This is a genomic window from Mycoplasmopsis agassizii, assembly GCF_002272945.1.
GTDB lineage: Bacteria > Bacillota_I > Bacilli_A > Mycoplasmatales > Metamycoplasmataceae > Mycoplasmopsis_B > Mycoplasmopsis_B agassizii.
Genome location: NZ_NQMN01000001.1, coordinates 465,471 through 486,284 on the forward strand (window position 1 = coordinate 465,471; position 20,814 = coordinate 486,284).

19 protein-coding genes and 8 tRNA genes are annotated in these 20,814 nt (G+C 28.3%); 22 read left to right on the forward strand and 5 right to left on the reverse strand.

Annotated features, from left to right (window positions below):
- Positions 1–11 precede the first annotated feature (11 nt).
- Both CJF60_RS01840 and CJF60_RS01845 read left to right on the forward strand, forming a co-directional pair.
- Positions 12–515, forward strand: a complete 504-nt coding sequence (locus CJF60_RS01840) for a deoxycytidylate deaminase (RefSeq protein ID WP_084232411.1) — start codon at positions 12–14, stop codon at positions 513–515.
- Positions 515–1,747, forward strand: a complete 1,233-nt coding sequence (locus tag CJF60_RS01845; protein ID WP_084232412.1) for an endonuclease/exonuclease/phosphatase family protein — start codon at positions 515–517, stop codon at positions 1,745–1,747. Before CJF60_RS01840 ends, CJF60_RS01845 begins: the two co-directional genes overlap by 1 nt.
- A 60-nt stretch (positions 1,748–1,807) precedes the next feature.
- On the opposite strand, the gene CJF60_RS01850 is transcribed toward CJF60_RS01845, so the two are convergent.
- Positions 1,808–3,637, reverse strand: a complete 1,830-nt coding sequence (locus tag CJF60_RS01850) for a P68 family surface lipoprotein (RefSeq protein ID WP_084232413.1) — start codon at positions 3,635–3,637, stop codon at positions 1,808–1,810.
- A gap of 123 nt (positions 3,638–3,760) precedes the next feature.
- On the opposite strand from CJF60_RS01850, the gene CJF60_RS01855 reads away from it, so the two are divergent.
- From CJF60_RS01855 to CJF60_RS01930, 16 genes are all read left to right on the forward strand, one after another.
- Positions 3,761–5,629 carry an ABC transporter ATP-binding protein gene (locus CJF60_RS01855; protein ID WP_084232414.1) on the forward strand — a complete coding sequence of 623 codons (1,869 nt, stop codon included), beginning with the start codon at positions 3,761–3,763 and terminating at the stop codon, positions 5,627–5,629.
- Positions 5,619–6,539 carry a carbohydrate ABC transporter permease gene (locus CJF60_RS01860; protein ID WP_084232415.1) on the forward strand — a complete coding sequence of 307 codons (921 nt, stop codon included), beginning with the start codon at positions 5,619–5,621 and terminating at the stop codon, positions 6,537–6,539. The genes CJF60_RS01855 and CJF60_RS01860 overlap by 11 nt, the downstream gene beginning before the upstream one ends.
- On the forward strand, positions 6,487–7,452 hold the full coding sequence (locus tag CJF60_RS01865; protein ID WP_143823407.1) for an ABC transporter permease subunit: 966 nt from the start codon (positions 6,487–6,489) through the stop codon (positions 7,450–7,452). The genes CJF60_RS01860 and CJF60_RS01865 overlap by 53 nt, the downstream gene beginning before the upstream one ends.
- A gap of 63 nt (positions 7,453–7,515) precedes the next feature.
- On the forward strand, positions 7,516–8,784 hold the full coding sequence (gene obgE, locus CJF60_RS01870) for a GTPase ObgE (protein WP_084232417.1): 1,269 nt from the start codon (positions 7,516–7,518) through the stop codon (positions 8,782–8,784).
- Between the two features lie 197 nt (positions 8,785–8,981).
- Positions 8,982–9,058, forward strand: a tRNA-Pro gene (locus tag CJF60_RS01875).
- Positions 9,059–9,064: 6 nt separating this feature from the next.
- Positions 9,065–9,141 (forward strand) — tRNA-Ala (locus CJF60_RS01880).
- Positions 9,142–9,145: 4 nt separating this feature from the next.
- Positions 9,146–9,222: transfer RNA gene (locus CJF60_RS01885), tRNA-Met, on the forward strand.
- Positions 9,223–9,248: 26 nt separating this feature from the next.
- Positions 9,249–9,324: transfer RNA gene (locus tag CJF60_RS01890), tRNA-Ile, on the forward strand.
- A 4-nt stretch (positions 9,325–9,328) separates the two neighbouring features.
- Positions 9,329–9,419: transfer RNA gene (locus CJF60_RS01895), tRNA-Ser, on the forward strand.
- A gap of 40 nt (positions 9,420–9,459) precedes the next feature.
- Positions 9,460–9,535 (forward strand) — tRNA-Met (locus CJF60_RS01900).
- Position 9,536: 1 nt separating this feature from the next.
- Positions 9,537–9,613: transfer RNA gene (locus CJF60_RS01905), tRNA-Asp, on the forward strand.
- A gap of 1 nt (position 9,614) precedes the next feature.
- A tRNA-Phe gene (locus CJF60_RS01910) sits at positions 9,615–9,690 on the forward strand.
- 276 nt (positions 9,691–9,966) lie between these two features.
- Entirely contained in the window at positions 9,967–10,956 is a 990-nt protein-coding gene (locus CJF60_RS01915; RefSeq protein WP_084232418.1) for a hypothetical protein, read from the forward strand.
- Positions 10,957–11,087: 131 nt separating this feature from the next.
- Positions 11,088–11,786: a hypothetical protein gene (locus tag CJF60_RS01920; protein ID WP_084232419.1), complete on the forward strand. Its 699-nt coding sequence runs from the start codon at positions 11,088–11,090 to the stop codon at positions 11,784–11,786.
- Between the two features lie 40 nt (positions 11,787–11,826).
- Complete coding sequence (locus tag CJF60_RS01925; protein WP_084232420.1) at positions 11,827–12,630, forward strand: hypothetical protein; 804 nt, start codon at positions 11,827–11,829, stop codon at positions 12,628–12,630.
- Positions 12,631–12,977: 347 nt separating this feature from the next.
- Entirely contained in the window at positions 12,978–13,421 is a 444-nt protein-coding gene (locus CJF60_RS01930; RefSeq protein WP_084232421.1) for a large conductance mechanosensitive channel protein MscL, read from the forward strand.
- 56 nt (positions 13,422–13,477) lie between these two features.
- On the opposite strand, the gene CJF60_RS01935 is transcribed toward CJF60_RS01930, so the two are convergent.
- Positions 13,478–14,776 carry a thymidine phosphorylase gene (locus tag CJF60_RS01935; RefSeq protein WP_084232422.1) on the reverse strand — a complete coding sequence of 433 codons (1,299 nt, stop codon included), beginning with the start codon at positions 14,774–14,776 and terminating at the stop codon, positions 13,478–13,480.
- On the reverse strand, positions 14,769–15,473 hold the full coding sequence (gene deoD, locus CJF60_RS01940) for a purine-nucleoside phosphorylase (protein WP_084232423.1): 705 nt from the start codon (positions 15,471–15,473) through the stop codon (positions 14,769–14,771). The genes CJF60_RS01935 and deoD overlap by 8 nt, the downstream gene beginning before the upstream one ends.
- A gap of 315 nt (positions 15,474–15,788) precedes the next feature.
- Here deoD and rpsP point away from each other — a divergent pair, with 315 nt between their 5' ends.
- The 4 genes from rpsP (at position 15,789) to CJF60_RS01960 (ending at position 17,729) form a co-directional block, all read left to right on the forward strand.
- Complete coding sequence (rpsP, locus tag CJF60_RS01945) at positions 15,789–16,064, forward strand: 30S ribosomal protein S16 (RefSeq protein WP_084232424.1); 276 nt, start codon at positions 15,789–15,791, stop codon at positions 16,062–16,064.
- Positions 16,065–16,073: 9 nt separating this feature from the next.
- Positions 16,074–16,769, forward strand: coding sequence for a tRNA (guanosine(37)-N1)-methyltransferase TrmD (trmD, locus tag CJF60_RS01950; protein WP_084232425.1), 696 nt, complete (start codon positions 16,074–16,076; stop codon positions 16,767–16,769).
- Positions 16,759–17,124 carry a 50S ribosomal protein L19 gene (gene rplS, locus CJF60_RS01955; RefSeq protein ID WP_084232426.1) on the forward strand — a complete coding sequence of 122 codons (366 nt, stop codon included), beginning with the start codon at positions 16,759–16,761 and terminating at the stop codon, positions 17,122–17,124. The genes trmD and rplS overlap by 11 nt, the downstream gene beginning before the upstream one ends.
- Positions 17,125–17,222: 98 nt before the next feature.
- Positions 17,223–17,729, forward strand: a complete 507-nt coding sequence (locus CJF60_RS01960) for an RpiB/LacA/LacB family sugar-phosphate isomerase (protein ID WP_084232427.1) — start codon at positions 17,223–17,225, stop codon at positions 17,727–17,729.
- A gap of 221 nt (positions 17,730–17,950) precedes the next feature.
- Here the strand turns inward: CJF60_RS01960 and CJF60_RS01965 are convergent, their stop codons facing one another.
- Together CJF60_RS01965 and CJF60_RS01970 are read right to left on the reverse strand one after the other, a co-directional pair.
- Positions 17,951–20,326 (reverse strand): MIP family Ig-specific serine endopeptidase, encoded by a 2,376-nt coding sequence (locus CJF60_RS01965; RefSeq protein WP_084232428.1) that lies wholly within the window; start codon positions 20,324–20,326, stop codon positions 17,951–17,953.
- A 113-nt stretch (positions 20,327–20,439) separates the two neighbouring features.
- On the reverse strand, positions 20,440–20,814 hold the full coding sequence (locus tag CJF60_RS01970) for a PTS-dependent dihydroxyacetone kinase phosphotransferase subunit DhaM (RefSeq protein WP_084232429.1): 375 nt from the start codon (positions 20,812–20,814) through the stop codon (positions 20,440–20,442).

A 20,814-nucleotide genomic window follows, 5' to 3' on the forward strand; every position in this document is an offset into this window, starting at 1 on the left:
AAAATTGAAATATGAATAGTAAAAAAGATGAAACCCAAAAGCATAATATTTCCTGAGATGAATATTTTATGTCGCTAGCAAAAGTTAGTTCTTTTCGCTCTAAAGATCCTAATACTAAAGTTGGAGCAGTCATTGTTAATGACAACAAAAGAATAGTTTCGTTAGGTTATAACGGAATGCCTAAAGGTAATGACAATTTTCCATGAAACCGTGAAGGAATGCAGGAAAAAGATAAAAAATATGCTTATGTAGTGCATGCAGAAACTAATGCAATTTTAAATAGTAAAACAAATTTAGAAAACACAATTTGTTTTACAACACTTTTTCCTTGCTCTAATTGTGCTAAAACAATTGTGCAAGCAGGCATTAAAGAAGTTGTTTACTTGGATGATTTTTACGATAAAACTGAAGATAATTTAATCAGTAAAACTATTTTACAACAAAGCAATGTCAAAATCAGAGCAGTTGAAAAATTAGAAGTTAGTTTAAAAACAGACAGTGGAGAGTTTAAATAATGAAGAAGTTAAGTTTTAAAAAATTACTTATAACATTATCAATCGCTGCAACTGCAGCTTCATTGATAACAACAATTGCTTGTCAACCTACACACCCAACAGAACCACAACCTGTTCCAACTCCTGCGCCAGTTCCTGATCCTGGAACAGGAACTATAAATACTGATAGCCAAAGTTTAAAAATTGCTACCTGAAATCTTTTAAATTATTCAGGTGATGTAAAACAGGAAGTTAGAAGTGAAATTTTTGCAAATATTATTTATAAAAATAAATTTGATATTGTTAGTGTGCAAGAGATTAATGCAGTTGATGATGAAGTTATTGCTGATGATACATTACTTAAATTACTAAATGAACTTGATCCAGAAAAAGATTGAAAAGCAGTTGAATCAGAAAAATCACTTAGTAAAAACCCTGCTCAAGCAGGTCAATTCGAATATTATGTAATTCTTTATAAATCTAAAAAAGTTGAAGTGACTGATTTAGTTAAAATTTATGATGATCAAGGATGAAAAGGGACACATCTTGAAAATGATGAGAAAACTTATTACTATGCAAGACCACCATTTGTTGCACAATTTAAGACTTTAGGTGACATTGAAAACACTTTCACATTAGTTTCATCACACCTTGATTCTCCTGGAACTGATTCTGACAGGGGTGAAGTTAGTGCTAAACTAAAACCATCTCAAGGTAATCAAGAAGTAGAGGAATCATTACAACTTGCGAATGTTTTAAAAGCACTTGATTTAGAAGATGGCATTAATAATGAAATCTTTTTTATGGGTGATACAAACATTAAAATAGGTAATGAAGCAGTAAGTTTCAGAACTCTGATAGATGATGGTTTTGCTAATTTACTAGATGATTCAAAAGAAGATGCAACATCTTTAGCAACCCAAAAAAATCAATACGCAAATCCATATGACAAGATTTTTTATAAAGGAAATCTAAAAGTATCTTCTGCTCAAAAACTTGATATCTGAAATCTAGTTGGAGATGATAAATTATTTACTTTATCAAAATGAAATGAATATAAATCTAGGCAAGATAAAATTAGAGGAAAAAAATATGCTGGAGAAGAAGGTTATGTAAGATCAATGATTAGTGATCATGCTCCCGTAAGTTTTATTTTACATTTAAATAAAGATGATGAATCCTTAACTAAAGAAGGAACTTTACCAATTTTAACTAAGGAACAAGTTAAAGAAATGGCTAAAAAAACTGCTTAATTTTGATTACTTAAAATTAATTAAAATTGATACTAAAAACGCCCATTTTAGGGCGTTTTCTTATTTATTTGAGTTTGCTACATTAATGATATTTTCTAAAAATTGCTCTGCTGTAATTTTATTATTTTGAGCATTATTTAGTGATGTTTCAATCGCATTAATTACTTGTTGAATTTTTGCATTATTATCTAATGTAATTAATTTATTATTAGGATTATTTAAATTATTTTGTAAATCTTTTAAAGTCAAAAGAGCTGAACTTACACTATAAAAATTAGTTTCTTTTTCAGCATCACTACCAAAATTTTCATTAGCATCTTTTGCTCTAGTAAATTCTTTTTCAGTTTCAGTTGTTACACTTGATTTTGTTCCAATTAAGTATCCTGAAGTTTGCGAAATTACATCAACAACTTTAGTATTTGCTTTGAAAATTCCATGATCTTTTTTAAGTGTACCTGTGAATAATCATTCTAAAAATGCAACTGTTGCTTTATCAACTTTATCACCATCCCACTTAATCCCTACTAATGCAGAACCATCAGGAATAAATCCTCCAACTGTATCTGTTGCTCTAATTTTAAACATTTGTTCTTTTCAAAGCACTTCATCTTTTTTAAGTCAAGTTGCTAATTGAGCTTCTGTAGGTTTAAAATCATCACGTGATTTTTTACTATCAACTGAATGAATATATTCAACATTTGGTCCATAAGTAAAGGCCGCTAAGTTTCTTCTAAGTTGTCATGGAGCAGCGTAATTAGGATTACTTGTTTCCCCAGAACGACCAATTTCAAAAGGTCTTTCTTTATTAGTAGCTTGCGCATAACTATGCTCATTGATAATTAAATTAAAAGCAGTTTTTAAATTTTCTTGATGCTTTTTAGCATCAGCACTATCACCTAAAAATTTATAGTTGACACTACCATCTGTTTTTAATTCTCATAAGAAATTACTGTCAGTTGAATCAGGATATAAACTTAAAAGAGTTTTTGAAAATAAAATTCAGTTATAAGCTAGCATTCCTATTCAAGGTAATTTTTTACCACTTTCAGGCTCTAATGATTTCGAAACTAATAAAGCAAACTTAGTTATTTTTTCAAAACTAGCAAAAGTTTCGTCATTAATTACTGCATCATCACCAGTAAAAATAGCTTGATTATTGCTTATTCCTCAGGAATAAACTTCTTTACCTGTTTCATCTGGTTCTGCTTTAAAATCACTAGGATCATCTGCTAATAATAAGTTAGCATTTTCTGCTTTGACAGCCTTATAGATATTTGAATTTTCGTCAATTTGAGCACCGTTTTTCTTGATTTCTCTAAAAATGTGTGCCATGGCATCTAAGTTAAATGCTAACGAATCATCACCTATTAATGAATAAGGAATTGTATAAATTTTATTATTATCAGTATTAATCCCTGGTAAGTTATTGTTGTAGTTATACATTACATCAGTAAAAATATCTTTATTAACTTTTGATTTACTTAAATCAAGTAATCTTTCATAACCATATACTTGAGCAGTTAAAACTTTGTTAGCCATTACTAAATTAGGTATTCTCGAAAGGTTAGATGTTTTTAAAAATCCAGAAATATTATTGATTAAAGTTGATTCGCTATTTGTACCCGTAATTTCTGTACCTTGAAATTCAACAGGTAAAAATCCTTCGCTATCTTTCATTTCTTCGTTATAAATATCAGTTACTAATTTTAATGCTTTATACATTGGGAAAGTGCTCTGCTGAGCTGTTGCAAAAATAACTTTATCTCTTTCAACTTTTTCTTGAGTGCCACCACAAGCAATTGCCGTTGCAGCAATAGCAGGAACTGTTGCTAGTGCTAGAAAAGAAAAATATTTCTTAAAATTGTGTTTTACATGTTTATTTTTATTCATATTAGCATTTTACACTGAAAGCAAAAAATTGCTTTTTAAATTCTTAAAAATCAAAAAAACAACATTTTGCTTTTTTTCTTAATAGACAAAAACGCTGTGCTTTAGTGTAAAATAAAAAAACAAATGCATAAAAAAGACAGTGGCTACAATAAATTTATTAATAAAGATATTACAAAATTGCAAAAAATAAATTTTGTTTTTGAAGAGAAAAATAAGGATTCATATTTTACTTATCCTAAAAATATTGCAAAAACCTGAAATGTTGATTACGCAATTATAAATTATAAAGAAGTATTTCATTTAGGCAAAAATGAAGTTATTTTTAATAAAGGAATGGATCTTTTTTTAAAAACTGCCGAAGAGTTTTATGCGCCCTGAGATGGAGAATTATTTTTTCTAATAGAAAATTCAAAACCTTTTTTATTTTATAAAATTACTAATTTTTTAAATAATGAATATGAAAACATAGTCATTAAATTTTCAAACTTTGACCTTGCAAAAACATGAAAAATACATAACCTTGAAAGTAATATTTCAAGTTCAAGGAAAATTATTTCAAACCAAAAAATTTTAGTTACTAGTTCAGAAAATAATTTTGAAAAAAATGTTTTCGAAAATTTTTCAAATCTTCATATTGAAACTTTTTATGCAAATAAAATGGATAATAATTTTAAAAATTATCTATTAAATTATTTTAAAAATGAAGAAGATTTTAGCAAAAATAAGACCCATTTTAATCCTGATCTTTTATTAAAATTAAACCAAGAAAATGAGACTTTTGTTTTCACAGAAATCCCTTATCACGACCACCATTTACCTACTTTAAAGGTAAGTAATTTAAATATTAATTTAGATAAAAAGCATATTTTAAAAGACATAAATTTTGAAATCTTTAAAGGTGAATTCATTTCAATTTTAGGCCCTTCTGGTTCAGGTAAAAGTACCTTGCTGAATTCAATTGCTTCAATATTAGAACCAACATCTGGAAAGATAAATTTTAATAACGTTCATAACATTGGTTTTGTTTTCCAAAACTATTCTTTATATAATGATTTAACTGTTTATAAAAATATTTTCCTGACTGTTAAAAGTAGTTTAATGTGAAATATTCAATGACATATTAATAAAATAAAAATTATTTTACAGCAGCAAAAAAATGACTCAAACATAGATGCTTTTAACTCTGAATTTAAGTCATTAAGAAATCAAATTTCTTTAATTACAATTAAGAATTTTCAATTAAAAATTATTAATTTAAAATTGTCTTTATTACTTAGAAAAATAATTAAAACATACCGTTTAAATAAGAAAGAATTTGACTTAATAAAAGACATTAAAGAACAAGTTTCAAATAGTGCAAAGCAATTAGAAATTGATGATCTCTTAAATAAAAAAGCATCTGCTTTAAGTGGTGGTCAAAGACAACGAGTTGCTATCGCAAAAGCAATTAGTAAAAATCCTGATTTATTAATTTTAGATGAGCCGTTTTCGTCACTTGATTACAAAGTAAAAATTTTAATTAGGTCATGGGTTAAGGAGATTCAAAATAAATTAAAGATTACAACTTTATTTGTTACACATGATCAAGATGATGCAATGTGGTTAAGTGATAAAGTTATCTTTTTAAAAGATGGTGAAGTGAAACAATTTTCTCAACCTAATGATTTTTTTGAAAAACCAAATAATTTAGCAATTGCAAAATTTGTTGGTAACCCTGAAATTAATTATTTAAAAAGTGATGACAAATATGATTATTACATTCGTGGTAATCATATAAAAATTAATGAGGATAAACAAAGTCAATGAAGTGTTTTAAATAATTTTACAAATGGTAACTATTATGTAATTGAAATTAGTAACGGCAAAAATGTTTTGGAAGTTATAACAACTAAAAACTTTTTAAAATCTGAACGTGTATCAATTGAATTAGATAAATCTAAAATATTGATATTTGATAAACAAAACGGAAATTTGGTTGATCATGAAAAATAATCTAAAAGGTTTTTTATTTCTTTTACCTGCAATTTTATTAGTTATTGTTTTTATTATTTTACCTTTTGCTTTTGCAATCGGTGAAGCTTTTAAAGTGAAGAATAGCCTGATTTTCTCGCAGTTTTCGTTAGGTACAGACAATTTTACAACAGTTGCAAATGAACGATTATTTCTAATTAGTTTTAGAAATAGCAATTTCTTATTATTCATAACTATGCCAATCACTTTATTATTTTCTTTATGATTTGCTTTTTTAATTAATTCACTGAAAATTAAGTGATTAAAGAAATTAATTACTACTACTTATTTTTCACAATTCTTCGTTTCCATATATGCAATTGGAATGTCATTTATATTTTTATTTGATGTTGATAAAAATGTTTTTAATCAAATCTTTAATACAAATATTAGATTTAGTGATGATTCGCAAGGCTTCACTTCTTTATTAACTTTAAGTATTTTTTTAGCATGAAGATTATTCAGTTTTAATTTCATTTTTATATATTTTTCATTAGCTAAAATTAGTGAACAAAAAATTGCAATGGCAAAATTAGATAACTTAAATTTTATTAACAGATGAAAACATTTATATTATCCTGAAATTAGAAAAACTCTAATTATGCTTATTTATTTAAATATGCTTGAAGCAGTATTTCTATTTCCAGATGCAATTTTTAAAGATCCGTCAGGAATACTTTTATATGATGCTTCAACACTTGCTAATTATATTTATTATTGATTAACAACTGGTCCTGATTATGCAAAAGCAGCAGTTGGTTCTATCTTTACTATTTTATATTTAATAGGTTTAGTTAGTTTTTATTTTAGTATAAAATTTACTGTCAAGGTTATTAAGAATGGAGGTATTAAAAATGTTTGAAAACTTAAATTCATGAAGCAAAAAAATTAAGAATAATTTAAAGCCTGAAAACATCAAAAATAATGTTTTAAATAGTTATAGTAACTTAATTAATTTTATTAAGTCTTATCGTTTTCATTACACTCAACTTTTTACATTATTAAAAATTTTAATAATAATAGTTGTGTCTATTTTTGTAATATTTCCTATCTATTATTTGATTGCCTTTTCATTTTTTACAAATGCTCAAGCAACTTCAAATGAAGCATCTTTTGTAAGTAATAATTTTTCTTTTGATGCTTATACTCAAGCATTTAATAATGGATATTTAAGTGCTTTTTTATATAGTTTTATCTTTGTAGCAATTGTAGTTTTTTTAAGATTAATCATTCTTATTTTAGGTGCATATGGTTTAACACTTTTAAGTAAAAAAATCAGAAATATAGTATTTACATTTTTCATTGTTTTTGCTTCAATTCCAGAAATAACTTTGCATATTGGTTTTTTATATCAAGCAACTGAATTTAATTGATCAACTGGTATGAATGTTTTAAATGCACTAATTTTTCCTAACCTATTTTCTATTTTTATAACCTTAATTTTTGTGCAAGCATTTCAATCAATTGAAGCGCAAAAAAAGGCAATGGCAAAGTTAGATAACTTGTCATGATTTAATAGAATTAGAGTAATTTATTTACCTAATTTAAAATCATCAATTTGAATAAGTATTTTCTTTTCAATTATTTTTAGCTGAAATTCTTTCATCTGACCAAGCATTATTTTGGCAGGTAGTGAAATCAAAGTATTAGCAATTTGATTTAGATTATCTGGTTCAATTTCAGCTAATTTAAACCTACAAAACGTAGTTGCTGCAGGAGCAGTTTTATCGCTTTTACCAATTGTAATTTTCTATTTTGTTTTTTCTAAAAAGATTAATAAAATTAGTGCAACAATTGCTAACTAGTTTTATACTAGTAACTTAAAAAACTATTTATAATAGATAAACATAAAAAATTTAAGGATATTCATGAAATTTATTGACTCAGTAAAAATTGATGTAAAAGCAGGAAAAGGTGGCGATGGTATGATCGCCTTTCGCCGTGAAGCTCACGTTGATAAAGGTGGACCTTCAGGAGGTGATGGGGGTGATGGGGGTGATATTTACTTTATCGCTGATAAAGGTAAAAACACTTTATTACATCTATACTATCTAAAACATATTAAAGGTAACGACGGAGTTAACGGCGGACCTAAAAACTTATATGGTGCCCGTGGTGAAGATACTTACATCAAAGTGCCCTTGGGTACTGTTGTTTATGATGAAAACGATAATTTAATTGCTGATGTCATCGATAGTGATTTTCCTTATTTAATTGCTAAAGGTGGTCGTGGTGGTCGTGGTAATGCTAAATTTAAAACTGCTAAAAATAAAGCACCACGCTTAAATGAACTAGGTCTAGATGGTGAAAGCAAAAAATTACGTTTAGTTTTAAAAGTTTTAGCAGATGTAGGTTTTGTTGGTCTACCTAATGCAGGTAAAAGTACAATTCTTTCACAAATTAGTAATGCTAAAGCCAAAATTTCTGACTATGCTTTTACTACTTTAGTGCCCCAACTAGGAATGGTTAAATATGATGATGCTTCTTTTGCAGTTGCTGATTTACCAGGACTTATTAAAGGTGCTAGCGAAGGTAAAGGTTTAGGTTTAAACTTTTTACAACATATTGAAAGATGTCGCTTAATCGCTCACGTAATTGATTTTGGAAGCCTTGATAAAGATCCTATTAACGATTATTTACTAATTAGAAATGAACTTGCTCAATATGATGAAGAGCTGCTTAAACGTGGTGAAATTGTGATTGCTAATAAAAGTGACTTAGAAAGTTTTCAGCAAAACTTAGAAATTTTTAAACAAAAATTTCCTGATTTAGAAGTAGTAGAAATCGCTGCTTTATATAACCGTGATATTAATAAGTTAAAAGGTAAAATTGCTGCTAAACTAGCAACTTTAGAAGAAGTTGTTTTTAAAACAGAATTTAATGCTGTTTTAGATGTAAGTTATGTACCTGATTATGAAATTAAGAAAAACTTTGATGGCGATTATGATATTAGTGGCTCAAAAGTAGAATATTGATATAACCGTATTCCTTTAACTACCGATGATAATTGAAGAAGATTTAACTTAATTTTAAAAAATATGGGAATTTGAGAGCAATTAACTAAAGAAGGCATCAAAGAAGGCGATACTGTCAGAATTTTTAGTCATGAATTCACCTGAAGCAGTCGAGATTTTTAGAAGCCTAAAAATCTTGCTAAGCACTTTTTAAATTTTTTTATTTAAAAATTTAAAAAACATTATAGAATAAAAAAGCGTTGTTTAAATAATGCAAAGTGCTCTTTAAAACTTGTTAAGAATTTTTTAAAATTTTCAACAAAAATCTATATAATTTATAATGCTTATAAACATAAACCAGAATAAATATAAGTATTAGTGGAGAAGTAGCTCAGCTTGGCAGAGCACTTGGTTTGGGACCAAGCGGTCGAAGGTTCAAATCCTTTCTTCTTCACCATTTTTTGGGGGGGTAGCTCACCTGGCTAGAGCGCCTGCCTTGCACGCAGGAGGTAGAGGGTTCGACTCCCTTCCTCTCCACCAATTTGGCGCTGTAGCTCAGCTGGTTAGAGCATCCGGTTCATACCCGGAAGGTCATGAGTTCGACTCTCATCGGCGCTACCAAATGTAATGACATCTAAATAGTGCACGGATCTATAACTCAATGGTTAGAGTAACCGGCTCATAACCGGTCAGTTGCTGGTTCGAGTCCTGCTAGATCCACCATAATGGGCAATTACCCAAGTGGCTGAAGGGATCAGTCTTGAAAACTGACAGGGGATTAACGTCCCGCGGGGGTTCAAATCCCTCATTGCCCGCCATTTGATAGAGTAATCTATCACCAAAAAATTAATAATATATCGCGGAGTGGAGCAGTTGGCAGCTCGTCGGGCTCATAATCCGAAGGTCATAGGTTCGAATCCTATCTCCGCAACCATGGTCTAGTGGTAAAGTGGTTTAATACGTCTCCCTGTCACGGAGAAGATCGCGGGTTCAATTCCCGTCTAGACCGCCATGGCTCTGTAGCTCAGTAGGTAGAGCAACGGATTGAAGCTCCGTGTGTCGCTGGTTCGATTCCTGCCGGAGCCACCATTTCACAAATTGTGTGGCTAATCCTTAAGTTAAAGGTTCCAAAAAATCATATCTGCTTATGTAAAGCAGATTTTTTTATTGCCCTAAATTCTACTCTTAAAAATAAAAATACTTAACTATAAAATTGTCAAATTATTATTTTTTGACAATTTTGCAATTTCAATAAAATTTGCTTGGTGTTTGTCTTGATTTTATAAACGCCGAGTATTTTTTTGAATTCACTGACATTTAATTCAAAAAATACTTTTATAAATCAAAAATATAGGGAGGTACTTTATGAAAAAAGTAAACAAATCAAAAATTTTAAAATCATTAATGCTGCTTGGTTCAGTTGGTTCATTGGCTAGCATTATATCAACTGTAGCGCTTTCACCATTTCAACAAACTTCTGAATCTAAGATATCAAACACTATTCAAGAAGTAAGTTTAGAAACTGACAAAAAAAATATCAGGGAGGAATATCAAATAGTTCTGAATATAATTGGTAATAAACTATCACAAGAGCAAGAAAAAATTGTTAAATCTGTAATGCATCAAACTTCCTCTAAATTAGCAAATGAAGACCTCAATTTATCTCAAGCACTTCAAATCATCGAAAATAATGGAGTAAAGGTAGATAAAGAAATTATTCAAAGAAATATAAAAAACTTCCAAATATCAATGTTGGATAATGAACCTAAAATTAGAAAGAAACGCTTTTCTCAACCTATATCTCCATCTCGTTATGATTACTCAACGAAAATCTATGGAGGTGGCGATGGATATAGCTCTTATGGAATAAAAGAAAATGCTAAGGATCTACACAATAGATTAAGAACTCGAATTAACGAACTAAAAGAATCTACAAATAGGTTGCAAACAATACATACAGGACTTATAACTGCTGCTATCATTTTATTTAATCCATTAATAATTACTTTAGGAGTAGTAATTTATACTTTAATAACCGAATCAAATAGAAACAGAGACAATATTTTAAAAAGAATACAAGATCATCTGTTTGAAGTTGCTAATTTTGAATTGGAAATTGTGATAAACACATTTGGTTATTTAGATGCAATTGCAGACCAGTTATTGGAGGATGGTACATCATCTATTGGCATTTTCACAAATATCATTACTAAACCTACAAATAAAATTTCTGAAGTATATCTTAAAACAGCAGGATTTATTTTTGCAGTTAAAATGTTAATTTCGTTACTAAAAGAAATTAAAAAAGTTATTAAATCTAATAGAGATAATCTTTATAATCAGATTTTTTTGTAAAATCAATATAAGCAAACATGAATAATACTAGTTACTTCACCTTGATTCAAAATATTGTACTGATTATAGTTCCTATAATTTTTATGTTTTTAATTTTCCTTTTAAGCTATTTATGGTTTTGATTTTCATACATGAAAACTTCGCACGATAAAATGAAGAACTTATTAGATTTAAAAAACTCTTTTTTAGATTTAGGAAAAAGAAATTTTATTAAACAAAGTTTTTATGCTTATTTAAAATTAAACGTCTATCCATCTGGAACAGCAATTTTATATTTATGAATTTCATTTGTAAGTATATACAAAATTGCTGAACCAAGTTTAACCGCTCTTTCGGAAAACCCCTCTATTATTCTTATTAGAGGTATTATAATTTCTTCTTCCGTTACAGCTGTAAGTTTTTTCTTTTACATTTTATTTATGCTACTTGCATTCATTAATCATAAAAAGTTTTTAAAAAGTGTTGAATTTAAAAAAGACTATTCTTGATCTATTTTCGAATTAAGACATTTTGTATCGTCAAATAGTTCTAATGTAATTGATTATCCTAATCCAGCATTATTTTTTCTCAATAAACTGATACTATTTAGATCTATTGATCATTTTCTTTGATTAAAGCGTTATACTAAAAGACTTATAAGTGTTGTTAATACTGAAATAATTGATAAAGAGTGCAATCAAATTTATGAAATTATTTCTGATTTAATAAATTTCACATGAGCAAATTGTTGACACTACATTAATGATGAAGCTAAACTAAATCTTGTAAATCATGTTTTAAAAAAAGTTCTAAATGAATTAAAAAAAACTGAATACTTTAAAAAATGCTAATTGATAATAAAGTATAATACTTACAAATGAAAGGAAAATAATGTTTTTAAATATCTATATTTCTTCGCAAGTAATAAACTATGTTTTTGTTATACCGTTTGTTATTTTATTCGCACTTCATTTAATTGCTTACTTGCTTTATTGGTTTTTCTATGTACCACGTTCAAGTAAATATGTTTCTCAAAAAACAGGTTTATCTTTAAACTTTTTAGATGCATCAAAAGCAAGTAGTTATGAGGCACATTTTTCAATTTATTGAAAAATATTTGTCCTTGCATTAATTATAAATGTTACTATTTTTTGATCAATTTCTGCACTTTTACCACTTTCAATATTATTTCAAGATCGAAGTCAAGTTTCTGAAGATACTTTACAAAGGTTCAACTCAGCAATGCATTTTTGATATTTTATTCTAGCATTATTAGGAACAGCATTGAACGGTGTTAATATCCTTGCTGGTTTAATAACCTTGAAGTTATTAGCTAGAGCAAAAAGCAAAAAAGCTGCACCAATTAGAGTTGATTTTAATGAATTATTTAAATTTAGTGACCTTCCTACTTCTACTAATGAATTATTAGAAATGAAACCTAGTTCAAAACATAAAAATAGAGGTAGTGTTTTTATAAGAAGACTACAGCTACGAACTGAAAAAAGAATTGGAAAAATTTTATCTAAAACACCACAAGATAAAGTTAAATTAGAAATTTATAAAGAACTTTCAAAATGACAGTATTCTTTATGAATTAATTTTCCAATGATGAATAAAAATCTAAAACTTAAAATTTTAAAGTCTAAAATGAGAGACATCCTTATTAGAATTTCAAGTGTTCAAAGTTTAATTTAACTACTAATCCAATCTGCAATTGATTGGATTTTTATTTTCTTTTAGTTTAAAGTAAGTCTAAAAATTATTTATAATGACGAACTTTTTGTTCGTTCTGACTAAATTTTTTTGTCGATCAAAGCAAAAAATTTTAAAATTTTTTTCAAAAATATGGAGAAACCAATAAAAATTTTACTTTCTTATAATCTTTATCAATACCAAATATTAAGTAATATCGACCAAAAGTGCCCAAAAAACGGCTTTTTGGACTAATTTTAAAAAAGCCAATTACTTTTTCAGAAAAAACTGTAAAAAAAATTAAAAAATATTTTTTTATAAGCCTTTTTATGTGTTAAGATAAGTTCCGTATGAAAAATAAATTTAAAAAAGCGTCAAGCCAGTCATTAGCCGTTATTAAACGCGGTAACATGTTCATGTTGGCTATTGGACTTTTATTAGGAACAGTATTTGGAGCCTTAGTTGGTGCGTTAGCTAACGGTATCATCATGGGAGCAATTAATGAAGCAGTTGCTGCTACAGGTGCAGAATTATCAAATGGTCTAAGATTTGGAAGAATTGAAAGCGATGGAGGAACAGGAGCAATTCGTGTTGACCTATTCATCGGTGCATTAATCAACTTTGTTGTTGTTGCATTCTTTATCTTCTTAATGTTAGTTGGTTACTTCTTAATCGTTAACTGAAGAGAATCAAGAAAACCTCAGCCAGAACCAGCTCCTGTTGTTCCTACAACTGAAGAATTAATTTTAGAAGAATTGAAAAAATTAAATCTTTCACACAGAAGTTCAAATTAATATACGTTATAAATTAAAAATCAGGCACGTGCCTGATTTTCTTTATTCTCTTTTGTTTATTTCATTGATTTTAAAATTAATGCAGATGGTGATTGCTTTTGCTCAATTGTGTAAGCATTTTCAATTCTTTTAACGACTTCAGGGTTAATTTTTGAAGATGAATATAACGTAAATAAAACATCACCTTGATGAACAACTTCATTAGTTTTTTTATTAAGTTCAATTCCTGCTTCAAAATCTAAAGCATCTTCTTTTTTATGACGTCCTGCTCCTAAATCAACTGCTAATAGTCCAAATGCTAAAGCATCATTAATTACTAAAAAGCCACTTTTATCGGCTTTTACTTCTAATTTATGGGCTGGATTTCATCAATTTTTAGAATTAATTAAATCTCAATCTCCACCTTGTGCTTTAATCATTTTTTCTAAAGCTTTTAAAGCAGAACCATTATAGATCACTTTTTGAGCTAGTGAAATCCCATCAGTTAAAGAATCAACTTTTTTAGCCATTAATAATAATTGTCCTGCAGAAGAATAAACAACTGTGTTAATGTCATGAACTCCTTTACCTTTTAAGGTATTAATAGCTTCAAGTACTTCGTTTTTATTACCAATTGATCTTCCTAGTGGTCTATCCATATTAGTTAATTCAACTCTAACTTCTTTTTTAAGTAGTTTACCTATTTGAATCATACGCTTAGCTAGTTCTTCGGCTTGTGCTTGATTTTTCATAAAAGCACCTTTACCAACTTTAATATCTAGTAAGATTACATCACTACCAGTTGCTAGTTTTTTAGACATAACTGAACTGGCAATTAAAGCAATTGAATTAACTGTTGAAGTTACATCACGCAGAGCATACATGTATTTATCTGCAGGTACTAGTTTAGGATTTTGACCAATAATTGCTAATTTGATTTCATGTAATTGCTTAATAAAATCTTCTTGGCTAAGTTCAGTTCTTAAACCTTTAATTGATTCTAGTTTATCAATTGTGCCACCTGTATGACCTAAACCTCGACCTGACATTTTAGCTACTACAACATCATTAGCAGCAAGAATTGGTCCTAAAATTAGACTAATTTTATCGCCAACTCCACCTGTAGAATGTTTATCAACCTTGATACCTTCAACATCTGATAAGTCCATGATTTCGCCGCTATTCATCATTGCTAACGTTAAATCTGCTAATTCTTGGTCATTTAAATCATTGAATCTAACGGCCATTAATCAAGCTGCCATTTGATAGTCTTTGATTTCGCCACTGACAAAACCATTAACTAGATATTCAATTTCTGCTTTAGTGTGTGCTTGTTTTTGATATTTTTTTTCAATTAAATCAACAACATTAAACACTAAAAGCCTCTAATGCAACTTCAATCATTTTTGAAAACGCAGTTTGGCGCTCTTCTGCTGAAGTTTCTTCATGAGTAATTAAGTTATCACTGATTGTCAATAAACAAGCTGCTTTTTTACCTAGTTTTTGGGCTACGACAAATAAAGCAGAACTTTCCATTTCAACACATGCTGCATTAGTTAATTTAATAGTTTCTTCTAGATCTCTAACTGCATAAAATACATCGGAAGAATGAACAACTTCTTCATGAATTTTAGTTCCTAAATTAGATGCTGCTTTTTTGATCTTATTATTAAGTTCTTGATCAGCATAAAATTTATTAGAATCGATATTTGCAATAATTTTTCCAAAACTAGTGTTATCAGTAAAAGCTTCTTTAGCTAGTACAACATCATAAAGTTTTAGATCTTTTTTATAAGAACCTGCTGAACCTACTCTAATAATAGCTTCAACTCCATAGTTAGCATATAACTCATGAGAGTAAATTCCAATTGAAGCATTACCCATACCTGAAGCAGCTATAGTAATTTCTTTACCTTTATAAGTTCCTGTATACATAAACATGTTACGTACTGTATTTACTAATTTATAATCTTTTAAAAATTTTTCTGCCATGTATTTTGCTCTTAAGGGATCTCCTGGCATTAATACATATTTGGCAATTTCGCCTTGTTTGGCGTTAATATGTGGTGTCATATTTTCCTTTCAAATTTCTTTAAATAGAACCTAATTATAAATTTAAAAATGACTATCTTACTAAATATTAGCAAATCAGTGTTTTTTTCATACTCTTTGCAGAATTTGCTAGGTTTTTTAGACCAAAAGGCAGGTTTTTGGGGCTTATTGGCATTAAAATTATGATTTTAATGCTCATTTTAACTAGTAAAAACTAGCCAAAAACTGCTCTAAAACTACTAAATAAAGTGTAAAGTATTTTTACTTAACTCTTAGATTTTAGTGTATTATAGAAAAGTTATTTTTTAAATATCTATAACTTAACAAAGGAGCAAAATGGTAAAAATCCGTTTAAAAAGAGTCGGATCAAAATTCAATGCATTTTACAAAATCGTTGTTGCTGACTCTCGTTCACCACGTGATGGTCGTTTTATCGACGAAGTTGGACAATACAACCCACATAGAAAAGAACTTAATCTGAAAAAAGAAGTTATTCTTGAATGACTAAAAAAAGGTGTACAACCTTCAGATACTGTTAAAAGACTTTTAAGAGAACAAAAAGTTTGAGAAGAATTTGCATCTTCAAAACAAAAATCAACAATTCAGAAATAGTCTTAAAATATGAAAAAAATAAATTTTTTTACGCTCTTTCCTAATTATTACAATCCATTTATTAGTGAGAGCATTATTGCAAAAGCAATACAAAAAAATTTAGTTGAAATTAATGTAATTGACTGAAGAAATTTTGTTGAAACTAAGCAGAAAAAAGTAGATGATGAAATCTACGGTGGTGGCAAAGGTATGTTATTGCAACTAGAGCCTATTGTTAAAGGACTAAGAAGCCTTGAAACAAAAGAAAATTTTATTGTCTTAGTTTCTCCGCAAGGAAAAATCTTCACTCAGCAAATGGCTCAAGAATGAGTTGATAAACATCAACAAATAACTTTTATTTCAGGACGTTATGAAGGTTTTGATGAGCGTTTATTAAATTATGTAGATGAAGAAATTTCAATTGGTGATTTTGTTCTTACTGGTGGCGAATTACCTTCAATGGTAATGGCAGATGCTTACATCAGGCTAATCCCTGATGTAATCAAACAAGAAAGCAGTGAGTATGAAAGTTTTAATAATCATTTATTAGATTATGAACAATATACAAGACCACGTGATTTTGAAGGGCATTTAGTACCTGAAGTTTATATCAGTGGTAACCACCAAAAAATTGAGCAAGCAAGATTAGAAAGTCAAATTGCAAAAACAAAGAAAAATCGTCCAGATTTATATCTAAAGTATGAAAGGCTAAAAAATGAGAAATAAATTAATTGAATTAGTTGAAAAAAGTCAAATTAGACAAGATCTACCTGAATTTAAAACAGGAGATGTTGTACGTGTTAATGTTTTAATCCGTGACGGAGATAAACAACGTATTCAGGTTTTTGAAGGTTTAGTTATTACAAAAAGTGGTGCTGGTAAAGGTACAAGCGCAACTTTCACAGTAAGAAAAGTTTCAGTTGGTGTTGGTGGAGGAATTGGAGTTGAAAGAACATTCCCATTAAATTCACCTATTATAAGTTCAATCGAAGTTGTAAGACGTAATAAAGTTCGTCGTAAAAGACTTTACTACATCCGTAATAAAAGTGGTAAAAGCGCTAGACTTAAAGCACTTAAATAAAAATTATAAACAGCCTAAAAAGGGTTGTTTTTTAATGTCATTTACGAATTATTTGCCATATAATTAAAGATGTCAAACGATATTAAAGGAGTCAAATAATGGCTAAAAAAATTATTGCTTTAGGTAGCGACCACGCTGGTTATAAACTTAAAACAGAAATTATTAAGTATCTTCAAAAACGTGGTTATGAAACTGTTGATGTAGGAAATGATAGCGAAAGTATTTCAGCTTCATATGCAACATACGGTCATAAATTAGCAAACTACATTCAAAAAAATAAAGGTACAGAAAATGAAGTTTTCTACGGTATTGGTGTTTGTGGAACAGGTTTAGGAATTTCTTATGCACTAAATCGCCACGAAGGAATTGTTGCTGCTAGAGTTTCAACTGTTAAGGATGGAGCATTAGCAAAGCAACATAATAATGCAAATGTTTTATGTTTTGGTGGTCGTATTCATACAATTGAAGAAGCTGAAAAAATTATTGAAGCTTATGAAAATGAAACTTTTGAAGGTGGACGTCACATGGACAGAATCAAAGGAATTGATGAATTTATTGAGGTTGATTCTGAAGGACACATCTTCAAAAAAACTGAAGTTAAATAAACTTAATTTGAAAAAATATTTTAGTGAAATTGTTATTAGCAATTTCATTTTTTTTACTCATTTTTTGCTTACAAAAAATTTTGTTTTATTTACATAAAATCATATTTTTTTAATACCTGTATATAGTTTTTGAATACAGTTTGCAGTTTTTTTAAAAAATATATAGTAAATAAAAATACACAAATTAATTTGCTAATCAAAACAATTAATTGTGTATTTTTTTATTCAGTTTTTTCTTCTCATGAATCAAATAGTTTAGTTTTAAATTGCCCATTTGCAATTTTCTTAATTGCACTAAAATATGAAGATTTTTGAGCTTTGTGATATTGGTTTTTGTTCCCGTTTACGATGTCATAAGCAGGGCTTTGGTAGTTTTTAATTTTATCTCAAACTACACCTTCACTTCTTAATCCAAAAGCTAAACCGATATCTGTATTAAAGTAGTTAGAAAATAAAATGGCTAGTGGATCATCTTTATAAGTAACAAGTGAACCTGATGAACCATTACCCATTGCTGTATTTGCTAAAGCATAAGTTAAGCCTTGAAACTGGTATCTATTTCCACGATAACTTAATTGAGTCTTAATACTTAAAAGCGCATCTGAAATACCGTTATTTTCATTATTAGATGATAAATAAGGAACGATAGCCAGACTATTACCTTCTTTTAATCATTCGTTGTATTTATCTGATTCATATTCAAGTTCAGGATGAGTTTTAACTTGTTTAAAACAATCTTTGCAATAATCATTATATTGAGGCATATTTATTTTTGGATTCACTGAATAGAATCCATTTGAACTAAATCCTGCAGAATAAAATTCGTTTTCTAGTTCAGTTTTATCGGTTAAATCACTAGCAACGATATTTTTGGCTGATTCAGATCCTGCATATAATTGTGTCATATTTTTAGCGTCTTCATCATTATCAAAGGTAACTTCTAAAACAGCAAAATCAATAGCTTCTTCTGCAAGAAAGTCGCTATTTCAATTCTTAGGTGATGTGTTTAAATAATCTAAACCTAAATAAACCACTTTAGGTAAAGCTTTGCCTTTTAAAGTTAAGAAGTTTAAACTTGTACCTGTTTTATATGATCATCAATCTTGTGGTTTAACGATAGTCATTAAAACTTCTGATGTCTCAGCACCTTCAAGATTATCTTGCACATAACTTTCTGAATTATGAATATGTTTTGCAACATGAATATTAGTTGCAAAATACCAAGTTCTTGGATATGAATTAAATTCATCAACTTTATAATCTAAAATTCATGCAGTACCTGAAGCACTCGAAGCATCTTCGCTAGTATTAGTTGAATTATTTTTAATATTTAAATAAGTTGTTCTTTGTCATATTTTTTTATAGTTGTCGTTAATGAATAAAAAGTGTTCACTTCTAGGAAATTCAACGCTTCTTATTTCTAAATCAGATGGTGAGTTATAACCATTTATATAATCACTGTTTGAATAAATATTGCTATCAACTTGGATTTTTTTATTTGAGTCACCATTAATGTCGATTGCACTTGAATATGATAAATCACTAGGTTTTGTTGATGAAAAGAATTTATTTTCTTGCTGGTAGTTAAAAGTTTTTTCAAAACTTAATTCATTTTCATTTTTGAAATTCAATCTAAATGTAACTTTAATATCTTGATCAATAACTTCAAATTGAAATGTCAGTTTAGTTTGTTTAATTTTTTCAAAAGTTGTTGCAAAAGAATTTTGCAACATTTCAATTTGTTGCATTGGTTTTAATGATGTAATTTTTTCAACAAAATCAGATGCTGATTCATGAGATGAAGTTATTGTTTCTAAACCTGCAACTTTAGTACTAATTGCTTTGAATTCATTTTCAAGAGTTGAAAATTCTTTAGATGTAATTCTTTCGTATTTTAGATTCTTTTGGTAAATTTTAGGGTTTTCGCCAGCACGATAAAATTTAAATTGAAACGCTAAATTTGCTTCATCTAATTTATGAATAATTAATTCATAAAATAAATCTAGATCTGCTTTTTCTAATCCAATGTATTGTCAAAAAGTATCTATTAATAAATCGCTATCTAAATTATTTAATTCTTCAATAAATTCATCAATTGTTCTAGTTGATTTAATCGCTACTTTATTAACTAATTTATTTTGTAGTTGCAAAATATTGCTTTCAATTGAACTTAATGAACCTGATATATCTTTGTATTTAATATTAAATTCAAAATTCGCCTTATTTGTAGCTTCAATTAAAGTTAAGTCAATTAAAAAACTATTACTTTCTTTTTTTGTAATATCAATTTCAAAAGTTAAATCTAAATTATTTAGATTTAAAGAAATATTAAAATCTTTTAGAATTTTATGCACAGCGTTTGTCGGAGACTTTTGAGCACGTTTTTGTAAATCAGCAATATATGTGTCAATGTTTACTTTTTGACTAATAATTATTTCTGAATTACTAAATGCAGATAAAACTTTAACATTATCTTGAAAAACTTGATTTGCTTCTGTAAGATTACCGCCACCATTGCCAGCGCATGCAATAAAAGCCGCAGTTGAAGCTGCAGCAATTATTAGGCTCGGAACAAGCAATAGTTTTTTATTTTTCATGGTCTCTCATCTACTATTGATATTTAAACAAATAAGCAATGATTTTGACAAAAAAACTATTTTTCTTTGATTTTTTAAACTTTTTTCTATTTTTAGTATCTAATGATAAAAAATTATTTAACAGCGATTTCATCGCAAATTTTAATCATTTCATTAAATTCAATACCTGAATTTAATAAACTTGAAACACTGAAAAGAGATTCTAAAAAAGGTCCTTTAACTAGGTGAATTTTCTTATCATCGATCATTTCTTGAGCAAGTGCAGAATTGATCATACTGCTACCTAAATCTGCTGCTAAAATGATTTCTTGATCAGAAACTTCATTAATTGTATCTAAGATACGCATCGGACTAGTACCGATGATGGTTTCATCTAAACCTGAAGCATTATGTACATAAGCAAGATCTAAATCAGGGATCATTGCTTTTAAGTACTTAATGATATGCTCTGTAAAAGAGTATGAGTGAGTAACAATTACTAAGTGCAT